General features: G+C 36.8%; 25 protein-coding genes. 24 read left to right on the top strand and 1 reads right to left on the bottom strand.

Annotated elements, in window-relative coordinates:
• Positions 1-63: 63 nt before the first annotated feature.
• The 5 genes from NQ558_RS12970 to NQ558_RS12950 all read left to right on the top strand — a co-directional run bounded on the left by NQ558_RS12970 (position 64) and on the right by NQ558_RS12950 (position 6,868).
• Complete coding sequence (locus NQ558_RS12970; RefSeq protein ID WP_259907590.1) at positions 64-1,401, top strand: MATE family efflux transporter; 1,338 nt, start codon at positions 64-66, stop codon at positions 1,399-1,401.
• A 390-nt stretch (positions 1,402-1,791) separates the two neighbouring features.
• Positions 1,792-3,141: an MATE family efflux transporter gene (locus tag NQ558_RS12965; protein ID WP_005362241.1), complete on the top strand. Its 1,350-nt coding sequence runs from the start codon at positions 1,792-1,794 to the stop codon at positions 3,139-3,141.
• A gap of 219 nt (positions 3,142-3,360) precedes the next feature.
• The gene (gene trkA, locus NQ558_RS12960; RefSeq protein WP_117969941.1) at positions 3,361-4,716 is read left to right on the top strand and encodes a Trk system potassium transporter TrkA; all 1,356 of its coding nucleotides are present in this window, start codon (positions 3,361-3,363) and stop codon (positions 4,714-4,716) included.
• Positions 4,717-4,724: 8 nt separating this feature from the next.
• Positions 4,725-6,200 carry a TrkH family potassium uptake protein gene (locus NQ558_RS12955; protein ID WP_040446918.1) on the top strand — a complete coding sequence of 492 codons (1,476 nt, stop codon included), beginning with the start codon at positions 4,725-4,727 and terminating at the stop codon, positions 6,198-6,200.
• A gap of 26 nt (positions 6,201-6,226) precedes the next feature.
• Positions 6,227-6,868, top strand: a complete 642-nt coding sequence (locus tag NQ558_RS12950) for a 4'-phosphopantetheinyl transferase family protein (protein WP_005362235.1) — start codon at positions 6,227-6,229, stop codon at positions 6,866-6,868.
• 159 nt (positions 6,869-7,027) lie between these two features.
• On the opposite strand, the gene NQ558_RS12945 is transcribed toward NQ558_RS12950, so the two are convergent.
• Entirely contained in the window at positions 7,028-7,888 is an 861-nt protein-coding gene (locus NQ558_RS12945; protein ID WP_005362233.1) for a class I SAM-dependent methyltransferase, read from the bottom strand.
• A gap of 465 nt (positions 7,889-8,353) precedes the next feature.
• On the opposite strand from NQ558_RS12945, the gene rpsJ reads away from it, so the two are divergent.
• From rpsJ to rpsE, 19 genes are all read left to right on the top strand, one after another.
• Positions 8,354-8,668 carry a 30S ribosomal protein S10 gene (gene rpsJ, locus NQ558_RS12940; RefSeq protein WP_005362231.1) on the top strand — a complete coding sequence of 105 codons (315 nt, stop codon included), beginning with the start codon at positions 8,354-8,356 and terminating at the stop codon, positions 8,666-8,668.
• A gap of 136 nt (positions 8,669-8,804) precedes the next feature.
• Positions 8,805-9,434, top strand: a complete 630-nt coding sequence (gene rplC, locus NQ558_RS12935) for a 50S ribosomal protein L3 (protein WP_195557618.1) — start codon at positions 8,805-8,807, stop codon at positions 9,432-9,434.
• Positions 9,435-9,457: 23 nt separating this feature from the next.
• On the top strand, positions 9,458-10,078 hold the full coding sequence (rplD, locus tag NQ558_RS12930) for a 50S ribosomal protein L4 (protein ID WP_005362229.1): 621 nt from the start codon (positions 9,458-9,460) through the stop codon (positions 10,076-10,078).
• Complete coding sequence (rplW, locus tag NQ558_RS12925; RefSeq protein ID WP_005362228.1) at positions 10,078-10,377, top strand: 50S ribosomal protein L23; 300 nt, start codon at positions 10,078-10,080, stop codon at positions 10,375-10,377. Before rplD ends, rplW begins: the two co-directional genes overlap by 1 nt.
• An 80-nt stretch (positions 10,378-10,457) precedes the next feature.
• On the top strand, positions 10,458-11,300 hold the full coding sequence (gene rplB / locus NQ558_RS12920) for a 50S ribosomal protein L2 (RefSeq protein ID WP_005362227.1): 843 nt from the start codon (positions 10,458-10,460) through the stop codon (positions 11,298-11,300).
• Between the two features lie 14 nt (positions 11,301-11,314).
• Entirely contained in the window at positions 11,315-11,590 is a 276-nt protein-coding gene (gene rpsS, locus NQ558_RS12915) for a 30S ribosomal protein S19 (RefSeq protein WP_005362225.1), read from the top strand.
• Positions 11,591-11,622: 32 nt separating this feature from the next.
• Entirely contained in the window at positions 11,623-12,009 is a 387-nt protein-coding gene (gene rplV / locus NQ558_RS12910) for a 50S ribosomal protein L22 (protein WP_195557620.1), read from the top strand.
• 15 nt (positions 12,010-12,024) lie between these two features.
• Positions 12,025-12,672 carry a 30S ribosomal protein S3 gene (gene rpsC / locus NQ558_RS12905; RefSeq protein ID WP_005362220.1) on the top strand — a complete coding sequence of 216 codons (648 nt, stop codon included), beginning with the start codon at positions 12,025-12,027 and terminating at the stop codon, positions 12,670-12,672.
• Entirely contained in the window at positions 12,672-13,109 is a 438-nt protein-coding gene (rplP, locus tag NQ558_RS12900; RefSeq protein WP_005362219.1) for a 50S ribosomal protein L16, read from the top strand. The genes rpsC and rplP overlap by 1 nt, the downstream gene beginning before the upstream one ends.
• Positions 13,099-13,308 carry a 50S ribosomal protein L29 gene (gene rpmC / locus NQ558_RS12895; protein ID WP_040446916.1) on the top strand — a complete coding sequence of 70 codons (210 nt, stop codon included), beginning with the start codon at positions 13,099-13,101 and terminating at the stop codon, positions 13,306-13,308. Before rplP ends, rpmC begins: the two co-directional genes overlap by 11 nt.
• A gap of 43 nt (positions 13,309-13,351) precedes the next feature.
• Positions 13,352-13,624, top strand: a complete 273-nt coding sequence (gene rpsQ / locus NQ558_RS12890) for a 30S ribosomal protein S17 (protein ID WP_005362217.1) — start codon at positions 13,352-13,354, stop codon at positions 13,622-13,624.
• Between the two features lie 30 nt (positions 13,625-13,654).
• Complete coding sequence (rplN, locus tag NQ558_RS12885; protein ID WP_005362215.1) at positions 13,655-14,023, top strand: 50S ribosomal protein L14; 369 nt, start codon at positions 13,655-13,657, stop codon at positions 14,021-14,023.
• A 13-nt stretch (positions 14,024-14,036) separates the two neighbouring features.
• On the top strand, positions 14,037-14,348 hold the full coding sequence (gene rplX, locus NQ558_RS12880) for a 50S ribosomal protein L24 (protein ID WP_117900313.1): 312 nt from the start codon (positions 14,037-14,039) through the stop codon (positions 14,346-14,348).
• A 22-nt stretch (positions 14,349-14,370) separates the two neighbouring features.
• Complete coding sequence (gene rplE, locus NQ558_RS12875; protein ID WP_040446915.1) at positions 14,371-14,910, top strand: 50S ribosomal protein L5; 540 nt, start codon at positions 14,371-14,373, stop codon at positions 14,908-14,910.
• Positions 14,911-14,925: 15 nt separating this feature from the next.
• Positions 14,926-15,111, top strand: coding sequence for a type Z 30S ribosomal protein S14 (locus NQ558_RS12870; RefSeq protein WP_005362210.1), 186 nt, complete (start codon positions 14,926-14,928; stop codon positions 15,109-15,111).
• A 27-nt stretch (positions 15,112-15,138) separates the two neighbouring features.
• Positions 15,139-15,540: a 30S ribosomal protein S8 gene (gene rpsH, locus NQ558_RS12865; RefSeq protein ID WP_005362208.1), complete on the top strand. Its 402-nt coding sequence runs from the start codon at positions 15,139-15,141 to the stop codon at positions 15,538-15,540.
• 24 nt (positions 15,541-15,564) lie between these two features.
• Positions 15,565-16,107 (top strand): 50S ribosomal protein L6, encoded by a 543-nt coding sequence (gene rplF / locus NQ558_RS12860; protein ID WP_040446914.1) that lies wholly within the window; start codon positions 15,565-15,567, stop codon positions 16,105-16,107.
• A gap of 17 nt (positions 16,108-16,124) precedes the next feature.
• Positions 16,125-16,493 (top strand): 50S ribosomal protein L18, encoded by a 369-nt coding sequence (rplR, locus tag NQ558_RS12855; protein WP_005362203.1) that lies wholly within the window; start codon positions 16,125-16,127, stop codon positions 16,491-16,493.
• Positions 16,494-16,510: 17 nt separating this feature from the next.
• Positions 16,511-17,020 carry a 30S ribosomal protein S5 gene (gene rpsE / locus NQ558_RS12850; RefSeq protein WP_005362202.1) on the top strand — a complete coding sequence of 170 codons (510 nt, stop codon included), beginning with the start codon at positions 16,511-16,513 and terminating at the stop codon, positions 17,018-17,020.
• The last annotated feature ends 1 nt before the right edge of the window (position 17,021 follow it).

Genomic DNA, 17,021 nt, shown 5'->3' with positions numbered 1-17,021 from the left:
AATAGCAATTCTGCAAATCAACAAATTGTGTCGTTATGCTTAGATTAGTAGAAAGAGGTTATTATGGATCAGACATTTATGAAAGAAAAAAACATATTGCCCCTTGTATTGTCTATGTCATTGCCAATGGTTATCTCAATGGCGGTAAATTCGCTGTATAACATTGTAGACAGCTATTTTGTGGCAAAACTAAGCGAAGAGGCAATGACAGCATTGGCACTGGTATATCCTATCCAAAATCTTGTAACATCAATAGGTGTAGGATTTGGCATCGGCGTAAACGCACTTATTTCTTTTTATTTAGGCGCTAAGGAAAAGAATAATGCACACAAAGCCACAACAATTGGAATGGGACTTAGTGTAATACACGGTATAGTACTTACAATATTGTGCCTTTTGGGGATGCCAGGTTTTCTTAGAATGTTTTCATCTAATGAGTATACAATAAGTTTGGCATTACAGTACTCTGATGTAGTATTTACATTCGCAATAGTATCAGTAATTGGAATTTCATTTGAAAAAGTATTTCAGGCAGTAGGGAGAATGAAAGTTTCAATGTTTAGTATGATATGTGGGTTTGTAACCAACATAGTACTTGATCCTTTAATGATATTTGGCATAGGTCCGTTTCCTACAATGGGAATAAGAGGGGCTGCAATTGCAACAGTACTTGGACAGTTCGTTTCACTGGCTGTATACATAATAATATATTTTGTAAGACCAATGCCTGTAAAAATAAAAATGTCATACATGGTACCTGATAAATTAATGATAAAAAGATTATATTCAGTAGGAATCCCAGCCACATTAAATATGGCATTACCTTCATTGCTAATTTCAGCATTAAACGGAATACTTGCTGAATTTTCAGAAAAATACGTACTTGTACTTGGTGTATATTACAAACTACAAACATTCATATACCTAAGTGCAAACGGAATAATACAGGGCATAAGACCGCTGGTTGGCTACAACTATGGAGCAGGAGAACACAAGCGCGTAGACAAAATATTCAAAACAGCAATGAAACTAACAGTATCAATAATGATACTTGGAACAATACTTGCCTGGGTAATACCATACCAGCTTATAGGATTATTTACAGCAAATCCTGAAACGATAAAAATAGGCGTAACAGCCCTAAGATACATAAGCTGTGGTTTTGCAGTATCAGCAGTCTCAGTAACATGCTCAGGAGCCTTAGAAGGACTAGGCAAAGGAATGCCATCACTATTCATATCACTATCAAGATATGTAGTAATCATAATACCTGCAGCCTATATCCTAAGCAGATTCATAGACGCAAACGGCGTATGGGCAGCCTTCGTAGTAGCTGAATTTGTAACAGCAATATACGCCTACATAACATATAAAAAGAACACAAAAATAGAAAGTAAATAACTCTAATATATAAATATATTAAAATAACACAAATACTATATATAAAGTAGAAAAACAACTACAATAAAAAAATCAAATCGTCTGTCGAAAACAAAAGGTTCCACCAAAATCTACCCCATTCGACAGACATAGTAATCACATTAAATAATTTGGTTATTGTAAAATTCGAGTCGTATCACAGCAAAAAAAGTTCACCAGCGAACAATAGGCAGAACTTCGCAATTTTGCGAGCATAGTGTAAGGCGCAAAACCTACTGTTTGAGCCGTAGGCGAGTTTAGGTTTTCGCCTTACCATAGGCGGCGGAGCAAAATAAGAAGGGCAACGTGTTCGCGTGAAAATTTTTTGATGTGATACGAGGAGTTTTTAGAAATTAGTAAAAGGAGAAAAATATGTCTGCACAAAAAAACAAACAAATGGATATGCTTAATGGTCCACTTCTCAAAAAAATACTATTTTTCGCCCTTCCACTTGCAGCCAGCAGCATTCTGCAGCAGTTATTCAACTCAGCAGATGTTGCCGTTGTTGGACGTTTTGCAGGCAGCAAGTCTTTGGCGGCAGTTGGTGGCAACACTCCGGTAATTAGTTTGTTAATAAACCTGTTTGTAGGTTTGTCAGTTGGTGCCAACGTAGTTATTGGAAACTATATCGGACAGGGCAAAAAAGAAAAAGTTAAAGAATCAGTACACACGGTTATGGCAATGGCTGTTATTTGTGGTGTATTTCTTTTAATTATTGGAACAGTTCTTGCAAGACCAATTCTTATGGCAATTAATACACCGGATGAAGTTTTACCATTGGCTATGCTTTATCTTAGAATATATTTTGTAGGCATGCCTTTTGTAATGGTATACAACTTTGGCGCAGCAGTGCTTAGAAGTATAGGCGATACCAAAAGACCGCTTTATGCCCTGATTGTGTCCGGCATTATAAATATATGCCTTAATTTAGTTCTTGTAATTGTTTTTAAATTAGATGTGGCAGGTGTTGCTATTGCAACTGTAATTGCAGATTGTGTCAGTGCAAGTCTTGTGACTTATTTTCTTATGACAGGGGATGAAATGGTAAGATTTAATCCTAAGAAAATGTCATTAAAGAAGGAACAGGTTATAAAAATTATAAAAATAGGTGCACCTGCAGGTTTACAGGGAGTAGTTTTCTCGGTATCAAATGTGTGCATTCAGTCAGCCATTAACGGCTTTGGTACAAAAGCAATTGCAGGTTCTTCAGCAGCATTAAATTATGAATACTTTACTTATTATGTTATTAATGCCTTTAACCAGACAACAGTTACTTTTACAAGCCAGAATTATGGGGCAAAAAAGCTTGAGCGATGCAAGAAGGCATTTAGACTATGTCTTGTGTGGGGAATGGCAATTACGGGAATAATGAGTCTTATTTTCGTATTGTTTAAGGAATTTTTCGCAGGAGTTTACACGGCAGATTCACAGGCAATTGATTATGCTGTTATCAGAATGGTTCACGTATTGTTGCTTGAACTTTTAACAGGAACTTACGAGATTTCAGGTGGAGCAATGAGAGGTATGGGATACTCACTGGTTCCGGCGTTGCTTACTGTAGTAGGTTGTTGTGGATTTAGAGTGGCATGGCTTTATACAGTATTTAAGATTTGTCCTACTTTTTCAATGCTTATGAATGTGTACCCGGCAACATGGGTTATAACAGGAGCACTTGTTATGGGAGCTTATTTAATTATAAGAAAAAGGGTTTCGGATAAATAATCTGTTAAAGAAATATTTTTACTGTTGACAGACTGTGGCTGCAAGAGTATTGTTTGTTATGCAACTTAATTTTTAGTGGGATAAATACACAAAAATATGAAAAGTATGTTTTAAAGAAATAGATTATTTGCTATAATTTCTATTATAATAAAATACTGTCAGATGATTAGACTGCAATGAAATATTTTATATACAATAAGTGTATAGACTGGAGAAGGAATGAAGATTATTATAGTAGGCTGTGGAAATGTAGGAATTACTCTTGCAGAACAGCTTAGCACAGAAGGACATAACATTACGGTTATTGATACAAGGGAACAGGTTGTTGAGAGTGTATATAACAGTTATGACATTTTAGGTGTTGTTGGAAATGGCACAAGTTTTAATATTCAGATGGAGGCAGGAGTTGAAGACGCAGATTTGCTAGTTGCGGTAACGGGTTCAGATGAACTTAATTTGTTATGTTGCCTGATTGCCAGGAAAGCCGGTGGCTGTCATACAATTGCCAGAGTAAGTAATCCAATATACAACAGGGAGATATCATTTATTAAAGAAGAACTGGGATTATCTATGATTATTAATCCACAGTTGGCGGCTGCAAGAGAGATGAGCCGTCTTTTAAAATTCCCATCAGCTTTGAAAGTTGATTCTTTTGCAAAAAGCCGAGTGGAATTAATTAATTACAGAATTGAAGAAGGAAATATTCTTTGTAACATTAAATTAAAGGATTTAAGTAGTAAGTTAAAAGTTGACGTACTTATTCCTATTGTTGAACGAGGCGACCAGGTTATTATTCCTGATGGTGAGTTTGAACTTAAGGCTAAGGACATTATATCCATTGTAGGTTCTCAGCCGAGAACTCTTGATTTGTTTAAGAAGATGAAGGTCCCAACATCAGCAGCCAGGAAGGTTTTAATTGTAGGTGGTGGAAGAACTTCTATTTATCTTGCAAAGCAATTAATTGAGATGGGAATAAAGGTTAAGATTATAGAAAAAAATCCTGAAAAATGTGAGGTCCTTACAGAAATGTTGCCTAAGGCAATGATTATATGCGGTGACGCAACTGATAAGGAACTACTTATGGAAGAAGGATTGATGGAGACGGAAGCATTTATTGCATCAACGGATTTTGATGAAGAAAATATTATGCTTGCCCTTTATGCTAAGAGTCTTACTAATGCAAAGCTTATCACAAAGGTACATAGAATTTCTTATGATGAGATTATTGACAGCCTTGATGTGGGAAGTATTATTTATCCTAAATATATTACGGCTGAATCAATTATTAAGTATGTAAGAGCTATGAAGAATTCTATTGGAAGTAACATAGAAACTTTATATAGACTTAATGACAACAGAGTTGAGGCTTTGGAATTATTAATAAAAGAAGATTCACCTATGGTTGGTAAGCCATTAAGTGAGTTAAGATTGAAACCTAATGTATTAATCGGTTGTATAACAAGAAGAGGTCAGGTTACTATTCCTAACGGTCAAAGTGTTATACACGTGGGAGATACTATTATTCTTATTACAACAACTACAGGCTTCCACCAGTTGGAAGATGCGTTAATGTAGGAGGAAATATGAATTATTCAATGATACGATACATTCTTGCATGGGTGTTTACTTTTGAGGGAATGTTTCTTATGCTTCCTGCAATTGTAGGTGGAATATATGGTGAAAAGCAGGGGCTTGTTTATCTGGCTATTGCAGCAGGATGCCTTCTTGTGGGGACTTTAAGCAGAATCAGAAAGATTAGAAGTAAGGTATTTTATTCAAAAGAAGGTTTTGTGGCAGTTTCTTTAAGCTGGATTATTATGAGTTTGGTAGGTGCATTGCCATTCTTTATTACAGGAGATATTCCTGCATACGAAGATGCACTTTTTGAAACAATATCAGGTTTTACAACAACAGGTTCAAGTATTTTGTCTAATGTGGAAGCTTTAACACATTGTTCATTGTTCTGGCGTTCATTTACACATTGGATTGGTGGTATGGGAGTTTTGGTATTTATTATGGCAGTTCTTCCATTATCAGGTGGCTCAATAATGCATCTTATGAGAGCGGAAAGTCCGGGCCCGGCAGTAGGAAAACTTGTTCCTAAAATAAGACATACAGCAATGATTTTATATGGAATATACATTGTGTTTACACTTGTTGAGATAATAGCTTTGTTAATAACAGGTATGTCTCCGTTTGAGGCAATGACATTAACTTTTGGTACAGTAGGTACGGGTGGTTTTGGCGTTTTGAATGACAGCATTGCTTCCTATAGTCTTGCATCTCAGATTGTAATTACCACTTTTATGATAATATGTTCAATTAATTTTAACGTTTATTACTTATTATTAATAAGAAAGACTAAAGAAGCTTTTATGAATCAGGAATTAAGATATTATCTTGGAATCGTATTTGGTTCAGCACTTCTTATAGCCATTAACATTAAAGGAAGTTTTGATAATTTCTTTATGGCATTTCACACAGCGTTGTTCCAGGTGGCGTCTGTTTCAAGTACGACAGGTTTTGCAACAACAGACTTTAACCTGTGGCCTGAATTTTCCAAAACCATATTAGTACTTCTTATGTTTGTAGGTGCATGTGCCGGAAGTACAGGTGGTGGTATTAAAGTTTCAAGATTAGTTGTATTTCTGAAAGCTATAAAAAGTGAGGTTATGTCAATTACTCACCCAAGAAGTGTACAGAAGGTTCAGACTGACGGTAGACCGTTATCGAATGATGCAGTAAGAAGAGTCTTATGTTATTTAGGTGCTTATGTTATAATAGTACTAGCTTCTATATTATTAATAAGTTTGGACGGAAAAGATATGACAACTAACCTTACAGCGGTTATGGCAACATTTAATAATATAGGCCCGGGTCTTAATTTGGTAGGACCTACTAGCAATTTTGGAGATTATAGTGTATTCTCTAAGATAGTACTAATGTTTGACATGCTGGTTGGACGACTTGAAATATTCCCATTGCTTATTTTGTTTGCACCGGGATTATGGACGGTTCCAAAGAGACGACTGGCAAAGAAAAAGAAGAATTTTGAATAGAAAGTAATTAACCGAAGAGGACGATAATGAATATTTACTATTTTAATATTACTGTTTTAAGAAACAGAAATGTTTTTGGAGAAGTTGTAAAAACTTTAGATGATGCACGCGCAGAAAAAATTAGCAGGTTAAGGGTTACGGCAGATAAGCTTAGAAGTGCCGGCGCAGGAATTTTGATTAATTTCATAAAAGAAAAGTACAATATTGCCGGAGATGTTAAGGTAGACAAGTTTGGAAAGCCTTACTTTGAAGATACGGATATTCATTTTAACATCTCTCATTCAGGTTGCTATGTAATTGCAGCAGTTTCTGATGAAGATATAGGAATAGATATTCAAAAGATAAAAAGCGACAAGCATAGAATTGCTGAAAAGAATTTTTTGCCAAGCGAATGCGCTTACATAAACGAAATTGAAGACGAAAAAATCAACCAGCAGAGATTTTGCGAGATTTGGACAATAAAGGAAGCATACTTAAAGAACATAGGCATAGGACTTAGAAAACCTCTTAACTCTTTCGAAATAGATTTTAGCGAGGACGCACCTCAGATAGTTGGAAAGAAAGAGTACAAGTTCGTGCAACTTAAGTTCGATGAAAAATACATCGTTACAGTATGTGCAGACCAAAGTGATGAAATATTTGATGTGGAAGAAGTACTGGTAGTTTAAGATAGTGAATAGGGAAGATAGAGAATTTTTTAATAAATTACGTGTCACATAACGGTTTTGTTCTACGACACGTAATTCCGCCCAAAACAATAAAAAAATAGGTTGCGTACTAACAAAAATGTTAGCGGGCAACCTATTTTTACTATATTACAAACTCTATTACTTGCTCCAACGTCCTGACGCACCGCAAGGAAGCACCAGTCCGTTTGATGAAACATTAACACCTATTTCATCAGCTTCAACATGTCCGCCGAACTTGCTTACAATAGCAGTGTTAATCATATAGTTTAATACTGCAGGCTGAAGCCCTGTGGTGTATGAGTTAATAAGGAAGAATAAAGGATCATCACTTAAAATCTTTGAACAAAGTTCAATGAAAGGAAATACACTTTCTTCAATCTTCCAAATTTCTCCTTTTGGTCCTCTTCCATATGAAGGAGGGTCCATAATAATGCCATCGTATTTATTGCCACGTCTTATTTCACGCTCAACGAATTTTACACAATCATCAACAAGCCATCTTACAGGTTTGTCAATAAGACCTGATGAAGTGGCGTTTTCTTTTGCCCAGGCAACAACACCCTTTGAAGCGTCAACATGAGTAACGTGGGCACCTGCGTTTAACGCAGCAAGAGTAGCACCGCCTGTGTAAGCAAAAAGATTTAAAACTTTAACAGGACGTCCGGCATTTCTGATTTTTTCAGAAAACCAGTCCCAATTAGTAGCCTGCTCAGGAAAAAGTCCTGTGTGTTTAAAGCTAAAAGGCTTAAGGTTAAATGTTAAATCCTTGTAATTAATGGTCCACTGTTCAGGCAAATTAAAAAACTGCCACTGTCCCCCACCCTTGTTACTTCTATGATAATGGCCATTAGGTTTGAACCATTTCTTGTCATGCTTTGGAGTATTCCAAATAACCTGTGGGTCTGGTCTTACAAGAAAATAATCACCCCAACGTTCAAGTTTTTCCCCGGAAGAAGTATCAAGTACTTCATAATCTTTCCAATTATCTGCTATCCACATAATTTAGTTCCTTCCTATATATAGTGTTCAAAACAAATTTTTTATTAAAGCTTGATAAATTAAAATTTAAGCTGTATATTATCAGAGGAGAAAAAGTATATATCAATATTGAATACACTTTTGTATACCTTCTTCAAAAATGATACAAGGTGTACAAAAAAAAGTCAAATAAATTGTATAAATAAATTTCAAAAAAGTACTTGCTTTTTATGAAATGATGGTGTATACTAACTCTTGCTGTGACATTGATAGCGTTGAAACGTGAGGTTGCTGCAGAACATTGCAGGTTTTCCGTGGAGCGAATGTCAAGTTAGGAAACTGGCGACAAGTCACTGTACAAAACATAAGTCCACCATAGGAGTGGAAACACCGAGTTAAGGTTGCAAGAGATTGCGACACGCCCGGATAGGTTGTACGGTCACCGCTTGTCGTGCTAAATAGTACGAAAAGGAGGCGGCTTTTTTTATGGCACAAGTAATGAGAATTACACTTAAAGCTTACGATCACAAATTAGTAGATCAGTCAGCTAAGAAAATTGTTGAAACTGCAAAGAACTCAGGATCAGAAGTTAGCGGTCCTGTACCTCTTCCAACAAAGAAGGAAGTTGTAACAATTCTTAGAGCTGTACACAAGTACAAAGACTCAAGAGAACAGTTTGAACAGAGGACTCATAAGAGACTTATCGATATTGTAACACCTACACAGAAGGCTGTAGATGCATTATCAAGATTAGAAATGCCAGCAGGTGTTTACATCGATATCAAGATGAAAAACAAATAATTCATCTAAAACAATTAAGTGAATTATCCTTGAAGGTTTTATATAAGTAAGGGCCAGATAACTGGTCGGGTTACGAAAACTGTTCCAGGATGATCGCGGAATGCGATCCGCTGTAGATTAACAGGAGGTAATTAAAATGAAGAAAGCTATATTAGCTAAAAAAGTTGGTATGACTCAGATATTCAACGAAGCTGGCGAATTAGTTCCAGTTACTGTTCTTCAGGCAGGACCATGTGTTGTTACTCAGGTAAAAACAATTGAAAACGATGGTTATGAAGCAGTACAGGTTGGTTTCGAAGATATCAGAGAAAAATTGGTCAACAAGCCAGTTAAAGGTATGTTTGACAAGGCTGGAGTTTCTTACAAGAGATATGTAAGAGAATTTAAACTCGAAGGCGAATATTCAGTAAAAGACGAAATCAAGGTTGATGTCTTTGAAGCAGGAGACAAGATTGATGCTACTGCAATTGCAAAGGGAAAAGGATTCCAGGGCGCAATTAAGAGACATGGACAGTCAAGAGGACCTATGGCTCATGGTTCTAAATACCATAGACATGCAGGTTCAAACGGTTCTTGTTCAACTCCTAGTAGAGTATTCAAGGGCAAGAAGATGCCTGGACACATGGGTGGTAAGAAAGTTACAACTCAGAATCTTGAAGTGGTTAGAGTTGATGCTGAAAAGAACTTACTCTTAGTTAAAGGTGCTGTACCGGGACCTAAGAAATCTTTAGTAACAATTAAAGAATCAGTTAAAGCCGGTAAGTAGTATTTGAAAGGAGGAACACACAGATGGCAAAAGTATCTGTTTTAAATATGGAAGGAAGCGAAGTTGGTACAATCGAACTTAGCGATGCTGTATTTGGTGTAGAAGTTAATGAACACTTAGTACATCAGGCAGTTTTAAGCCAGCTTGCAAATAACCGTCAGGGAACACAGAAAGCTAAAACTCGTTCAGAAGTTAGCGGTGGCGGTAGAAAGCCATGGAGACAGAAAGGAACAGGTCATGCAAGACAGGGTTCAACAAGATCTCCACAGTGGACAGGCGGCGGAGTTGTATTTGCTCCAACACCAAGAGATTATTCATTTAAGATGAATAAGAAAGAAAAGAGAATCGCTCTTAAGTCAGCTTTGACATCAAGAGTTAACGAAGGAAAATTAATCGTAGTTGACGAACTTAAGTTTGAAGCTCCTAAGACAAAGGAATTTGCTAAGGTTATGGCAAACTTAAATACAAAGAAAGCATTAGTAGTATTAAACGAAAACGATGCTAACACAGTTAAGTCAGCAAAGAATATTCCTACAGTAAAGACTGCTTTAACAAACACTATCAACGTATATGATATTCTTAAATATGATACAGTAGTAGTTGAAAAGGCAGCTGTAGCAACAATTGAGGAGGTGTATGCATAATGGCAGACCTTAAATATTATGACGTTATTCTTGCTCCAGTAATTACTGAAAAGAGCATGAACGCTATGGCAGATAAGAAATACACATTCTACGTACACACAGATGCTACTAAGACTCAGGTTAAAGAAGCAGTTGAAAGAATGTTTGAAGGAACAAAGGTTGCTAAGGTTAACACAATGAACTTAGACGGCAAGACACGTAGAAGAGGATATGTTACAGGAAAGACAGCTAAGAGAAAGAAAGCTATCGTTCAGTTAACAGCAGACAGTGCAGATATTGAAATCTTCGCTGGTTTATAAAATATAGAATTTTAGTATGTAAGCATTAAGCGCTCCGCTTTAAATGTTTACGCGAGAAGATATTTGAAAGGAGAAAGAAAATGGGAATTAAGACATTTAACCCATATACACCTTCAAGAAGAGCTATGACTCAGCTTGATAATGCAGAGATCACAAAGTCTACACCAGAGAAGTCTTTAACAGTATCTCTCAACAAAACAGCTGGTCGTAACAATCAGGGTAAAATAACAGTTAGACACCATGGTGGTGGTTCTAGAAGAAAATATAGAATTATCGACTTTAAGAGAAACAAAGTTGATGTACCTGCAACAGTTAAGAGCATCGAATATGATCCAAACAGAACAGCAAACATCGCATTAATTTGCTACGCTGACGGTGAAAAATCATACATCATCGCTCCTAACGGATTAAAGGTAGGAGATGTACTTATGAATGGCGAAAACGCTGAAGTAAAAGTAGGTAACTGTTTACCACTTTCAGCTATCCCAGTTGGTACAGAAATCCACAACGTTGAGTTATATCCAGGTAAGGGTGGACAGTTAGTTCGTGCTGCCGGAAATACAGCTCAGTTAATGGCTAAAGAAGGAAAGTATGCAACATTAAGACTTCCTTCAGGAGAAATGAGATTAGTTCCAATCGTATGTCGTGCAACAATCGGTACAGTTGGAAACGTAGAACACGGTCTTGTAAACATTGGTAAAGCAGGACGTAAGCGTAATATGGGTATCAGACCTACAGTTCGTGGTTCTGTTATGAACCCTAATGACCATCCACACGGTGGTGGTGAAGGACGTGCACCAGTAGGACGTTCAGGACCATGCACACCTTGGGGTAAACCAGCACTTGGTTTGAAGACTCGTAAGAAGAATAAGAAGTCTAACAAGATGATCATTAGAAGACGTGACGGAAAGAACATGAAATAAGGAGGTAGAAACTAATGGCTAGATCATTAAAAAAAGGCCCATTTGCGGATGAGAGCTTATTAAAGAAAATTGACGCTATGAACGAATCAGGCGATAAGTCAGTAGTAAAGACTTGGTCAAGACGTTCTACAATTTTCCCACAGATGGTTGGACACACAATCGCTGTCCATGATGGTAGAAAGCACGTTCCAGTATATGTTACAGAAGATATGGTTGGACATAAACTTGGAGAATTTGTTTCTACTAGAACTTATAAAGGACACGGAAAAGACGAAAAGAAGGGTAAATAATATCCTGTAGATTTTGAAAGGAGGTCTCATCTATGGCAAGAGGACATAGATCCCAGATAAAGAGAGAAAGAAATGCTAATAAAGATACTAGACCATCAGCTAAGTTATCATATGCTAGAGTGTCAGTACAGAAAGCATGTTTCGTATTAGATGCCATCAGAGGTAAAGATGTTCAGAGTGCTATCGGTATTCTCACATACAACCCAAGATATGCATCAAGCGTAATTTTGAAATTATTAAATTCAGCAATTGCTAACGCTGAAAACAACAACAATATGGATGTTAGTAAACTTTACATTGCAGAGTGCTATGCTAATGCAGCTCCTACAATGAAAAGAATTAAACCTAGAGCACAGGGTAGAGCTTATAGAATCTTAAAGAGAAACAGCCACATTACATTAGTGCTCGATGAAAGATAAGATAGGAGGCAAAGTATGGGACAGAAAGTTAATCCTCATGGATTAAGAGTCGGAGTTATTAAGGACTGGGACTCAAAGTGGTATGCTGAAGCTGATTTCGCTGATAACCTTATTGAAGATTATGAAATCAGAACATACCTTAAGAAAAAGTTATACAGCACAGGTGTTTCTAAGATTGAAATCGAAAGATCATCTGACAGAGTAAGAGTTAATGTTTATACAGCTAAGCCTGGTCTTGTAATCGGAAAAGGTGGCGCTGAAATAGAAAAGGTTAAAGCAGAAGTTCAGAAAATGACTGATAAGAAGTTATTTATGGATGTTAAGGATGTTAAGAGACCTGATAAAGATGCACAGTTAGTAGCAGAAAACATTGCTGCACAGTTAGAAAACCGTGTATCATTTAGAAGAGCTATGAAGTCATGCATGTCAAGAACAATGAAGACAGGCGCTTTAGGAATTAAAACATCTGTTTCAGGACGTCTTGGTGGAGCTGATATGGCTCGTACAGAGTTCTATAGTGAAGGAACTATTCCACTTCAGACATTACGTGCTGATATCGACTATGGTTTCGCTGAAGCTGATACAACTTACGGAAAAGTAGGTGTAAAGGTTTGGATTTACAATGGCGAAATACTTCCAACTAGAGAAGGGAGCGATAAATAATGTTAATGCCAAAAAGAGTTAAACGTAGAAAACAGTTCCGTGGTTCTATGAGAGGTAAAGCTACAAGAGGAAATAAAATTTCTTATGGTGAATACGGTATCGTAGCAATGGAACCGGGATGGATTAAATCAAATCAGATTGAAGCTGCCAGAATCGCAATGACACGTTATGTAAAGCGTGGTGGTAAGGTTTGGATTAAGATTTTCCCTGATAAACCAGTAACAGCTACACCTGCTGAAACTCGAATGGGTAAAGGTAAGGGTGCTCTTGAATACTGGGTAGCTGTAGTTAAGCCAGGTAGAGTTATGTTTGAAATCGCAGGCGTACCTGAAGAAACAGCTAAAGAAGCTTTGAGACTTGCAACCCACAAACTTCCAATTAAGTGTAAGGTTGTTTCACGTGCAGATTTAGAAGGCGGTGATAACAGTGAAAATTAAGACATATGTAGAAGATTTAAGAACAAAATCAGCTGCAGAATTAAACGATGAATTAGTAGCTGCTAAAAAGGAACTTTTCAATTTAAGATTCCAGAACGCAACAAACCAGTTAGATAACACAAGCAGAATTAAAGAAGTAAGAAAGAACATTGCCAGAATCCAGACTGTTATAGTTGAAAAGGCAAATGCTGCTGAATAGTTAGAGGTTAGTCCCCCAGCCGGCACAGGCCGGTGGAAAGGTTATGAAAGGAGAAATTGTTGTGGAAAGAAATTTAAGAAAAACACGTACAGGTAAGGTTGTTAGCGACAAGATGGATAAGACAATCGTTGTAGCTGTAGAGGATCATGTAAAGCATCCTTTATACAACAAAATCGTTAAGAGAACTTACAAATTAAAAGCTCATGACGAAGAAAACCAGTGCGGTATCGGTGATACAGTAAAAGTTATGGAAACAAGACCACTTTCAAAGGATAAAAGATGGAGACTTGTTGAAATTATTGAAAAGGCTAGATAAGGTCTTTATAGGAAAAAGGAGGAATACAGCATGATTCAACAGGAAAGTAGACTTAAAGTTGCTGATAATACAGGCGCTAAAGAATTACTTTGCATCAGAGTAATGGGCGGATCTACTAGAAGATATGCGAACATCGGTGATGTTATCGTTGCTACTGTTAAAGATGCAACACCAGGTGGAGTTGTTAAAAAAGGTGACGTAGTAAAAGCTGTAGTAGTACGTACTGTTAAGGGCGCTCGTCGTAAAGATGGTTCATACATCAGATTTGACGAAAATGCTGCTGTAATTATAAAAGATGATAAGACCCCAAGAGGAACTCGTATTTTTGGGCCAGTTGCTAGAGAATTAAGAGATAAACAGTTTATGAGAATTGTATCTTTAGCACCTGAAGTTTTATAGGAGGTATGCATAAATGTCAGCTATGAAAATTAAAAAAGGTGATACAGTAAGAGTTATCGCTGGTAAGGACAAAGGAAAAGAAGGTAAGGTTTCTTCAGTAGATCTTAAGAAGAATACTGTAACAGTCGAAGGTGTCAACATGCATACAAAGCACACAAAACCAAGTGCACAGAACCAGAATGGTGGCATCGTTACTCAGGAAGGACCTATCAATGCTTCTAACGTAATGCTCGTTGTTAAAGGACAGACAACTAGAGTAGGATTTAAAGTAGAAGACGGAAAGAAAGTTCGTATTGCCAAGAAAACTGGCGAAGTTATTGATTAATTAAAGAGAGGAGGTCCAAGACGTGAGTAGACTTAAAGAGACTTATTTAAATGAGATTAAGGATGCAATGCAGAAGAAATTCGAATACAAGAACGAAATGCAGATCCCTAAACTTGATAAGATTGTTATAAATATGGGTGTTGGTGAAGCTAAGGAAAACCGTAAGGTTTTAGATACAGCTGTAAAGGATCTTGAAACAATTACAGGACAGAAAGCAGTTGTTACAAGAGCTAAAAATTCAGTAGCTAACTTCAAGTTAAGAGAAGGACAGCCAATCGGATGTAAAGTAACTCTTAGAGGAGAAAAGATGTACGAATTTTTAGACAGATTAGTAAATCTTGCTTTACCTCGTGTAAGAGACTTTAGAGGTGTTAATCCTAATGCATTTGATGGAAGAGGAAATTATGCTCTTGGTATCAAAGAACAGATTATTTTCCCTGAAATCGAATACGATAAGGTTGATAAGGTTAGAGGTATGGACATTATTTTTGTTACTACAGCTAACACAGATGAAGAAGCTCGTGAATTATTGACATTATTTAATATGCCATTTGCAAAGTAATTAGGAGGTAGATCCATGGCTAGAACTGCTATGAAAGCAAAACAGCAAAGAAAAGCTAAATTCTCAACACAGGCTTACAACCGTTGTAGAATCTGTGGTCGTCCACATGCTTATTTAAAAAAATACGGAATCTGCAGAATTTGCTTCCGTGAATTAGCATACAAGGGACAGATACCAGGCGTTAAAAAGGCAAGCTGGTAAGAGAAATTTGAAGGAGGAAATTTAACTATGACTATGAGTGATCCAATCGCAGATATGCTTACAAGAATCCGTAATGCTAATACTGCAAAACATGATACTGTAGATGTTCCTGCATCAAAGATGAAAATAGCTATTGCTGAAATTCTTTTAAATGAAGGATATATCAAAAAGTATGAAGTTTTAGATGAAGAAAACTTTAAGAATATCAGAATCACATTAAAGTATGGTAAAGATAAGAACGAAAAGGTTATTACAGGAATTAAGAAAATTTCTAAGCCAGGTCTTCGTGTTTATGCCGGAAAAGATGAATTACCAAGAGTTCTTGGAGGACTTGGTGTAGCTATCATCTCAACAAACAAAGGTGTGATTACAGATAAAGAAGCTAGAAAGGCAAACGTTGGTGGAGAAGTTCTCGCATTCGTTTGGTAAATAAAAATTAGGAGGTAAGGCGAAATGTCACGTATAGGAAGAATGCCTATCGCTGTACCAGCAGGTGTAACTGTTGATATTGCAGAAAATAACAAGGTGACTGTCAAAGGCCCAAAGGGTGAACTTACAAGAGTTTTACCAGAGGCTATGGACATTAAAAAAGACGGCGAAGAAATCGTCGTTACAAGACCTAATGATTTAAAGAAAAATAAAGCATTACATGGTCTTACAAGAACACTTATTTACAATATGGTTGTAGGTGTTACAGAAGGTTACGAAAAGGTGCTTGAAGTTAACGGTGTTGGTTACAGAGCACAGAAACAGGGTAAGAAATTAGTCCTTTCATTAGGTTATTCACATCCAGTAGAAATGGAAGATCCAGAAGGAATCGAAACAGTACTTGATGGTCAGAATAAGATTATTGTTAAGGGAATTGATAAAGAAAAAGTTGGCCAGTACGCTGCAGAAATCAGAAGTAAGAGAGCTCCTGAACCTTATAAGGGCAAGGGTATCAAATACGATACTGAAGTTATCAGACGTAAAGTTGGTAAGACTGGTAAGAAATAATTAAAGGAGTGTAAAAAATGGTTAGTAAGAAATCTAGAAGTGAAGTTCGTGTTAAGAAACATAACAGACTGCGTAATCATTTAAGTGGAACAACTGAATGTCCACGTTTAGCAGTATTCAGAAGTAATAATCATATGTATGCTCAGATTATTGACGATACAGTCGGCAAGACACTTGTTTCAGCTTCAACAAATGAACCTGAAGCTAAGAAAGCTCTTGAAAAGACTAATAACGTTGAAGCCGCAGCATATGTAGGTAAAGTAATTGCTGAAAGAGCAATTGAAAAAGGTATTAAGGAAGTTGTTTACGATAGAGGCGGCTTCATTTACCAGGGTAAAGTACAGGCATTAGCAGATGCAGCTAGAGAAGCTGGTCTGGAATTTTAGTTGAGGAGGTAACACACATGAAACGTGAGATAATTGATGCAAGTCAGTTAGAATTAGAAGAAACAGTAGTGTCAATCAAACGTGTTACTAAGGTAGTTAAAGGTGGACGTAATATGCGTTTCGCAGCTTTAGTAGTTGTTGGTGACAAAAACGGACACGTTGGTGCAGGTTTAGGAAAAGCAGCTGAAATTCCTGAAGCAATCCGTAAGGGTAAAGAAGATGCAATGAAGAGCCTGATTAGTGTTCCTATCGATCAGAACGATAGTATCCCATATGACATTATTGGAAAATTTGGAAGCGCTGAAGTATTACTTAAGAGAGCTCCAGAAGGTACTGGTGTTATCGCTGGTGGTCCTGCACGTAGTGTAGTAGAACTTGCCGGTATTAACAACATCAGAACAAAATCATTAGGAACAAACAACAAGCAGAACGTAGTTCTTGCTACAATTGAAGGATTAGCTGCATTAAAGACTCCGGAAGAAGTAGCTACACTTCGCGGTAAATCTGTTGAAGAGATTTTAGGCTAAT

It is taken from the genome of Eubacterium ventriosum (assembly GCF_025150745.1).
Taxonomy (GTDB): domain Bacteria; phylum Bacillota; class Clostridia; order Lachnospirales; family Lachnospiraceae; genus Eubacterium_G; species Eubacterium_G ventriosum.
Note: the sequence above shows the minus strand (reverse complement) of the source record. Positions and strands in the feature narration are given on the sequence as shown.

Coding starts and splice junctions, on each gene's coding strand:
- NQ558_RS12955 (WP_040446918.1), top strand. CDS start 4,725: ATGAATTATTCAATGATACGATACATTCTTGCATGGGTGTTTACTTTT.
- rplB (WP_005362227.1), top strand. CDS start 10,458: ATGGGAATTAAGACATTTAACCCATATACACCTTCAAGAAGAGCTATG.
- NQ558_RS12870 (WP_005362210.1), top strand. CDS start 14,926: ATGGCTAGAACTGCTATGAAAGCAAAACAGCAAAGAAAAGCTAAATTC.
- rplV (WP_195557620.1), top strand. CDS start 11,623: ATGGCAAGAGGACATAGATCCCAGATAAAGAGAGAAAGAAATGCTAAT.
- NQ558_RS12970 (WP_259907590.1), top strand. CDS start 64: ATGGATCAGACATTTATGAAAGAAAAAAACATATTGCCCCTTGTATTG.
- rpsE (WP_005362202.1), top strand. CDS start 16,511: ATGAAACGTGAGATAATTGATGCAAGTCAGTTAGAATTAGAAGAAACA.
- rplR (WP_005362203.1), top strand. CDS start 16,125: ATGGTTAGTAAGAAATCTAGAAGTGAAGTTCGTGTTAAGAAACATAAC.
- rplX (WP_117900313.1), top strand. CDS start 14,037: ATGTCAGCTATGAAAATTAAAAAAGGTGATACAGTAAGAGTTATCGCT.
- rplN (WP_005362215.1), top strand. CDS start 13,655: ATGATTCAACAGGAAAGTAGACTTAAAGTTGCTGATAATACAGGCGCT.
- rpsS (WP_005362225.1), top strand. CDS start 11,315: ATGGCTAGATCATTAAAAAAAGGCCCATTTGCGGATGAGAGCTTATTA.
- rpsJ (WP_005362231.1), top strand. CDS start 8,354: ATGGCACAAGTAATGAGAATTACACTTAAAGCTTACGATCACAAATTA.
- NQ558_RS12950 (WP_005362235.1), top strand. CDS start 6,227: ATGAATATTTACTATTTTAATATTACTGTTTTAAGAAACAGAAATGTT.
- trkA (WP_117969941.1), top strand. CDS start 3,361: ATGAAGATTATTATAGTAGGCTGTGGAAATGTAGGAATTACTCTTGCA.
- rpsQ (WP_005362217.1), top strand. CDS start 13,352: ATGAAAGGAGAAATTGTTGTGGAAAGAAATTTAAGAAAAACACGTACA.
- rpsH (WP_005362208.1), top strand. CDS start 15,139: ATGACTATGAGTGATCCAATCGCAGATATGCTTACAAGAATCCGTAAT.
- rpsC (WP_005362220.1), top strand. CDS start 12,025: ATGGGACAGAAAGTTAATCCTCATGGATTAAGAGTCGGAGTTATTAAG.
- NQ558_RS12965 (WP_005362241.1), top strand. CDS start 1,792: ATGTCTGCACAAAAAAACAAACAAATGGATATGCTTAATGGTCCACTT.
- rplP (WP_005362219.1), top strand. CDS start 12,672: ATGTTAATGCCAAAAAGAGTTAAACGTAGAAAACAGTTCCGTGGTTCT.
- rplC (WP_195557618.1), top strand. CDS start 8,805: ATGAAGAAAGCTATATTAGCTAAAAAAGTTGGTATGACTCAGATATTC.
- rplF (WP_040446914.1), top strand. CDS start 15,565: ATGTCACGTATAGGAAGAATGCCTATCGCTGTACCAGCAGGTGTAACT.
- rplW (WP_005362228.1), top strand. CDS start 10,078: ATGGCAGACCTTAAATATTATGACGTTATTCTTGCTCCAGTAATTACT.
- NQ558_RS12945 (WP_005362233.1), bottom strand. CDS start 7,888: ATGTGGATAGCAGATAATTGGAAAGATTATGAAGTACTTGATACTTCT.
- rplD (WP_005362229.1), top strand. CDS start 9,458: ATGGCAAAAGTATCTGTTTTAAATATGGAAGGAAGCGAAGTTGGTACA.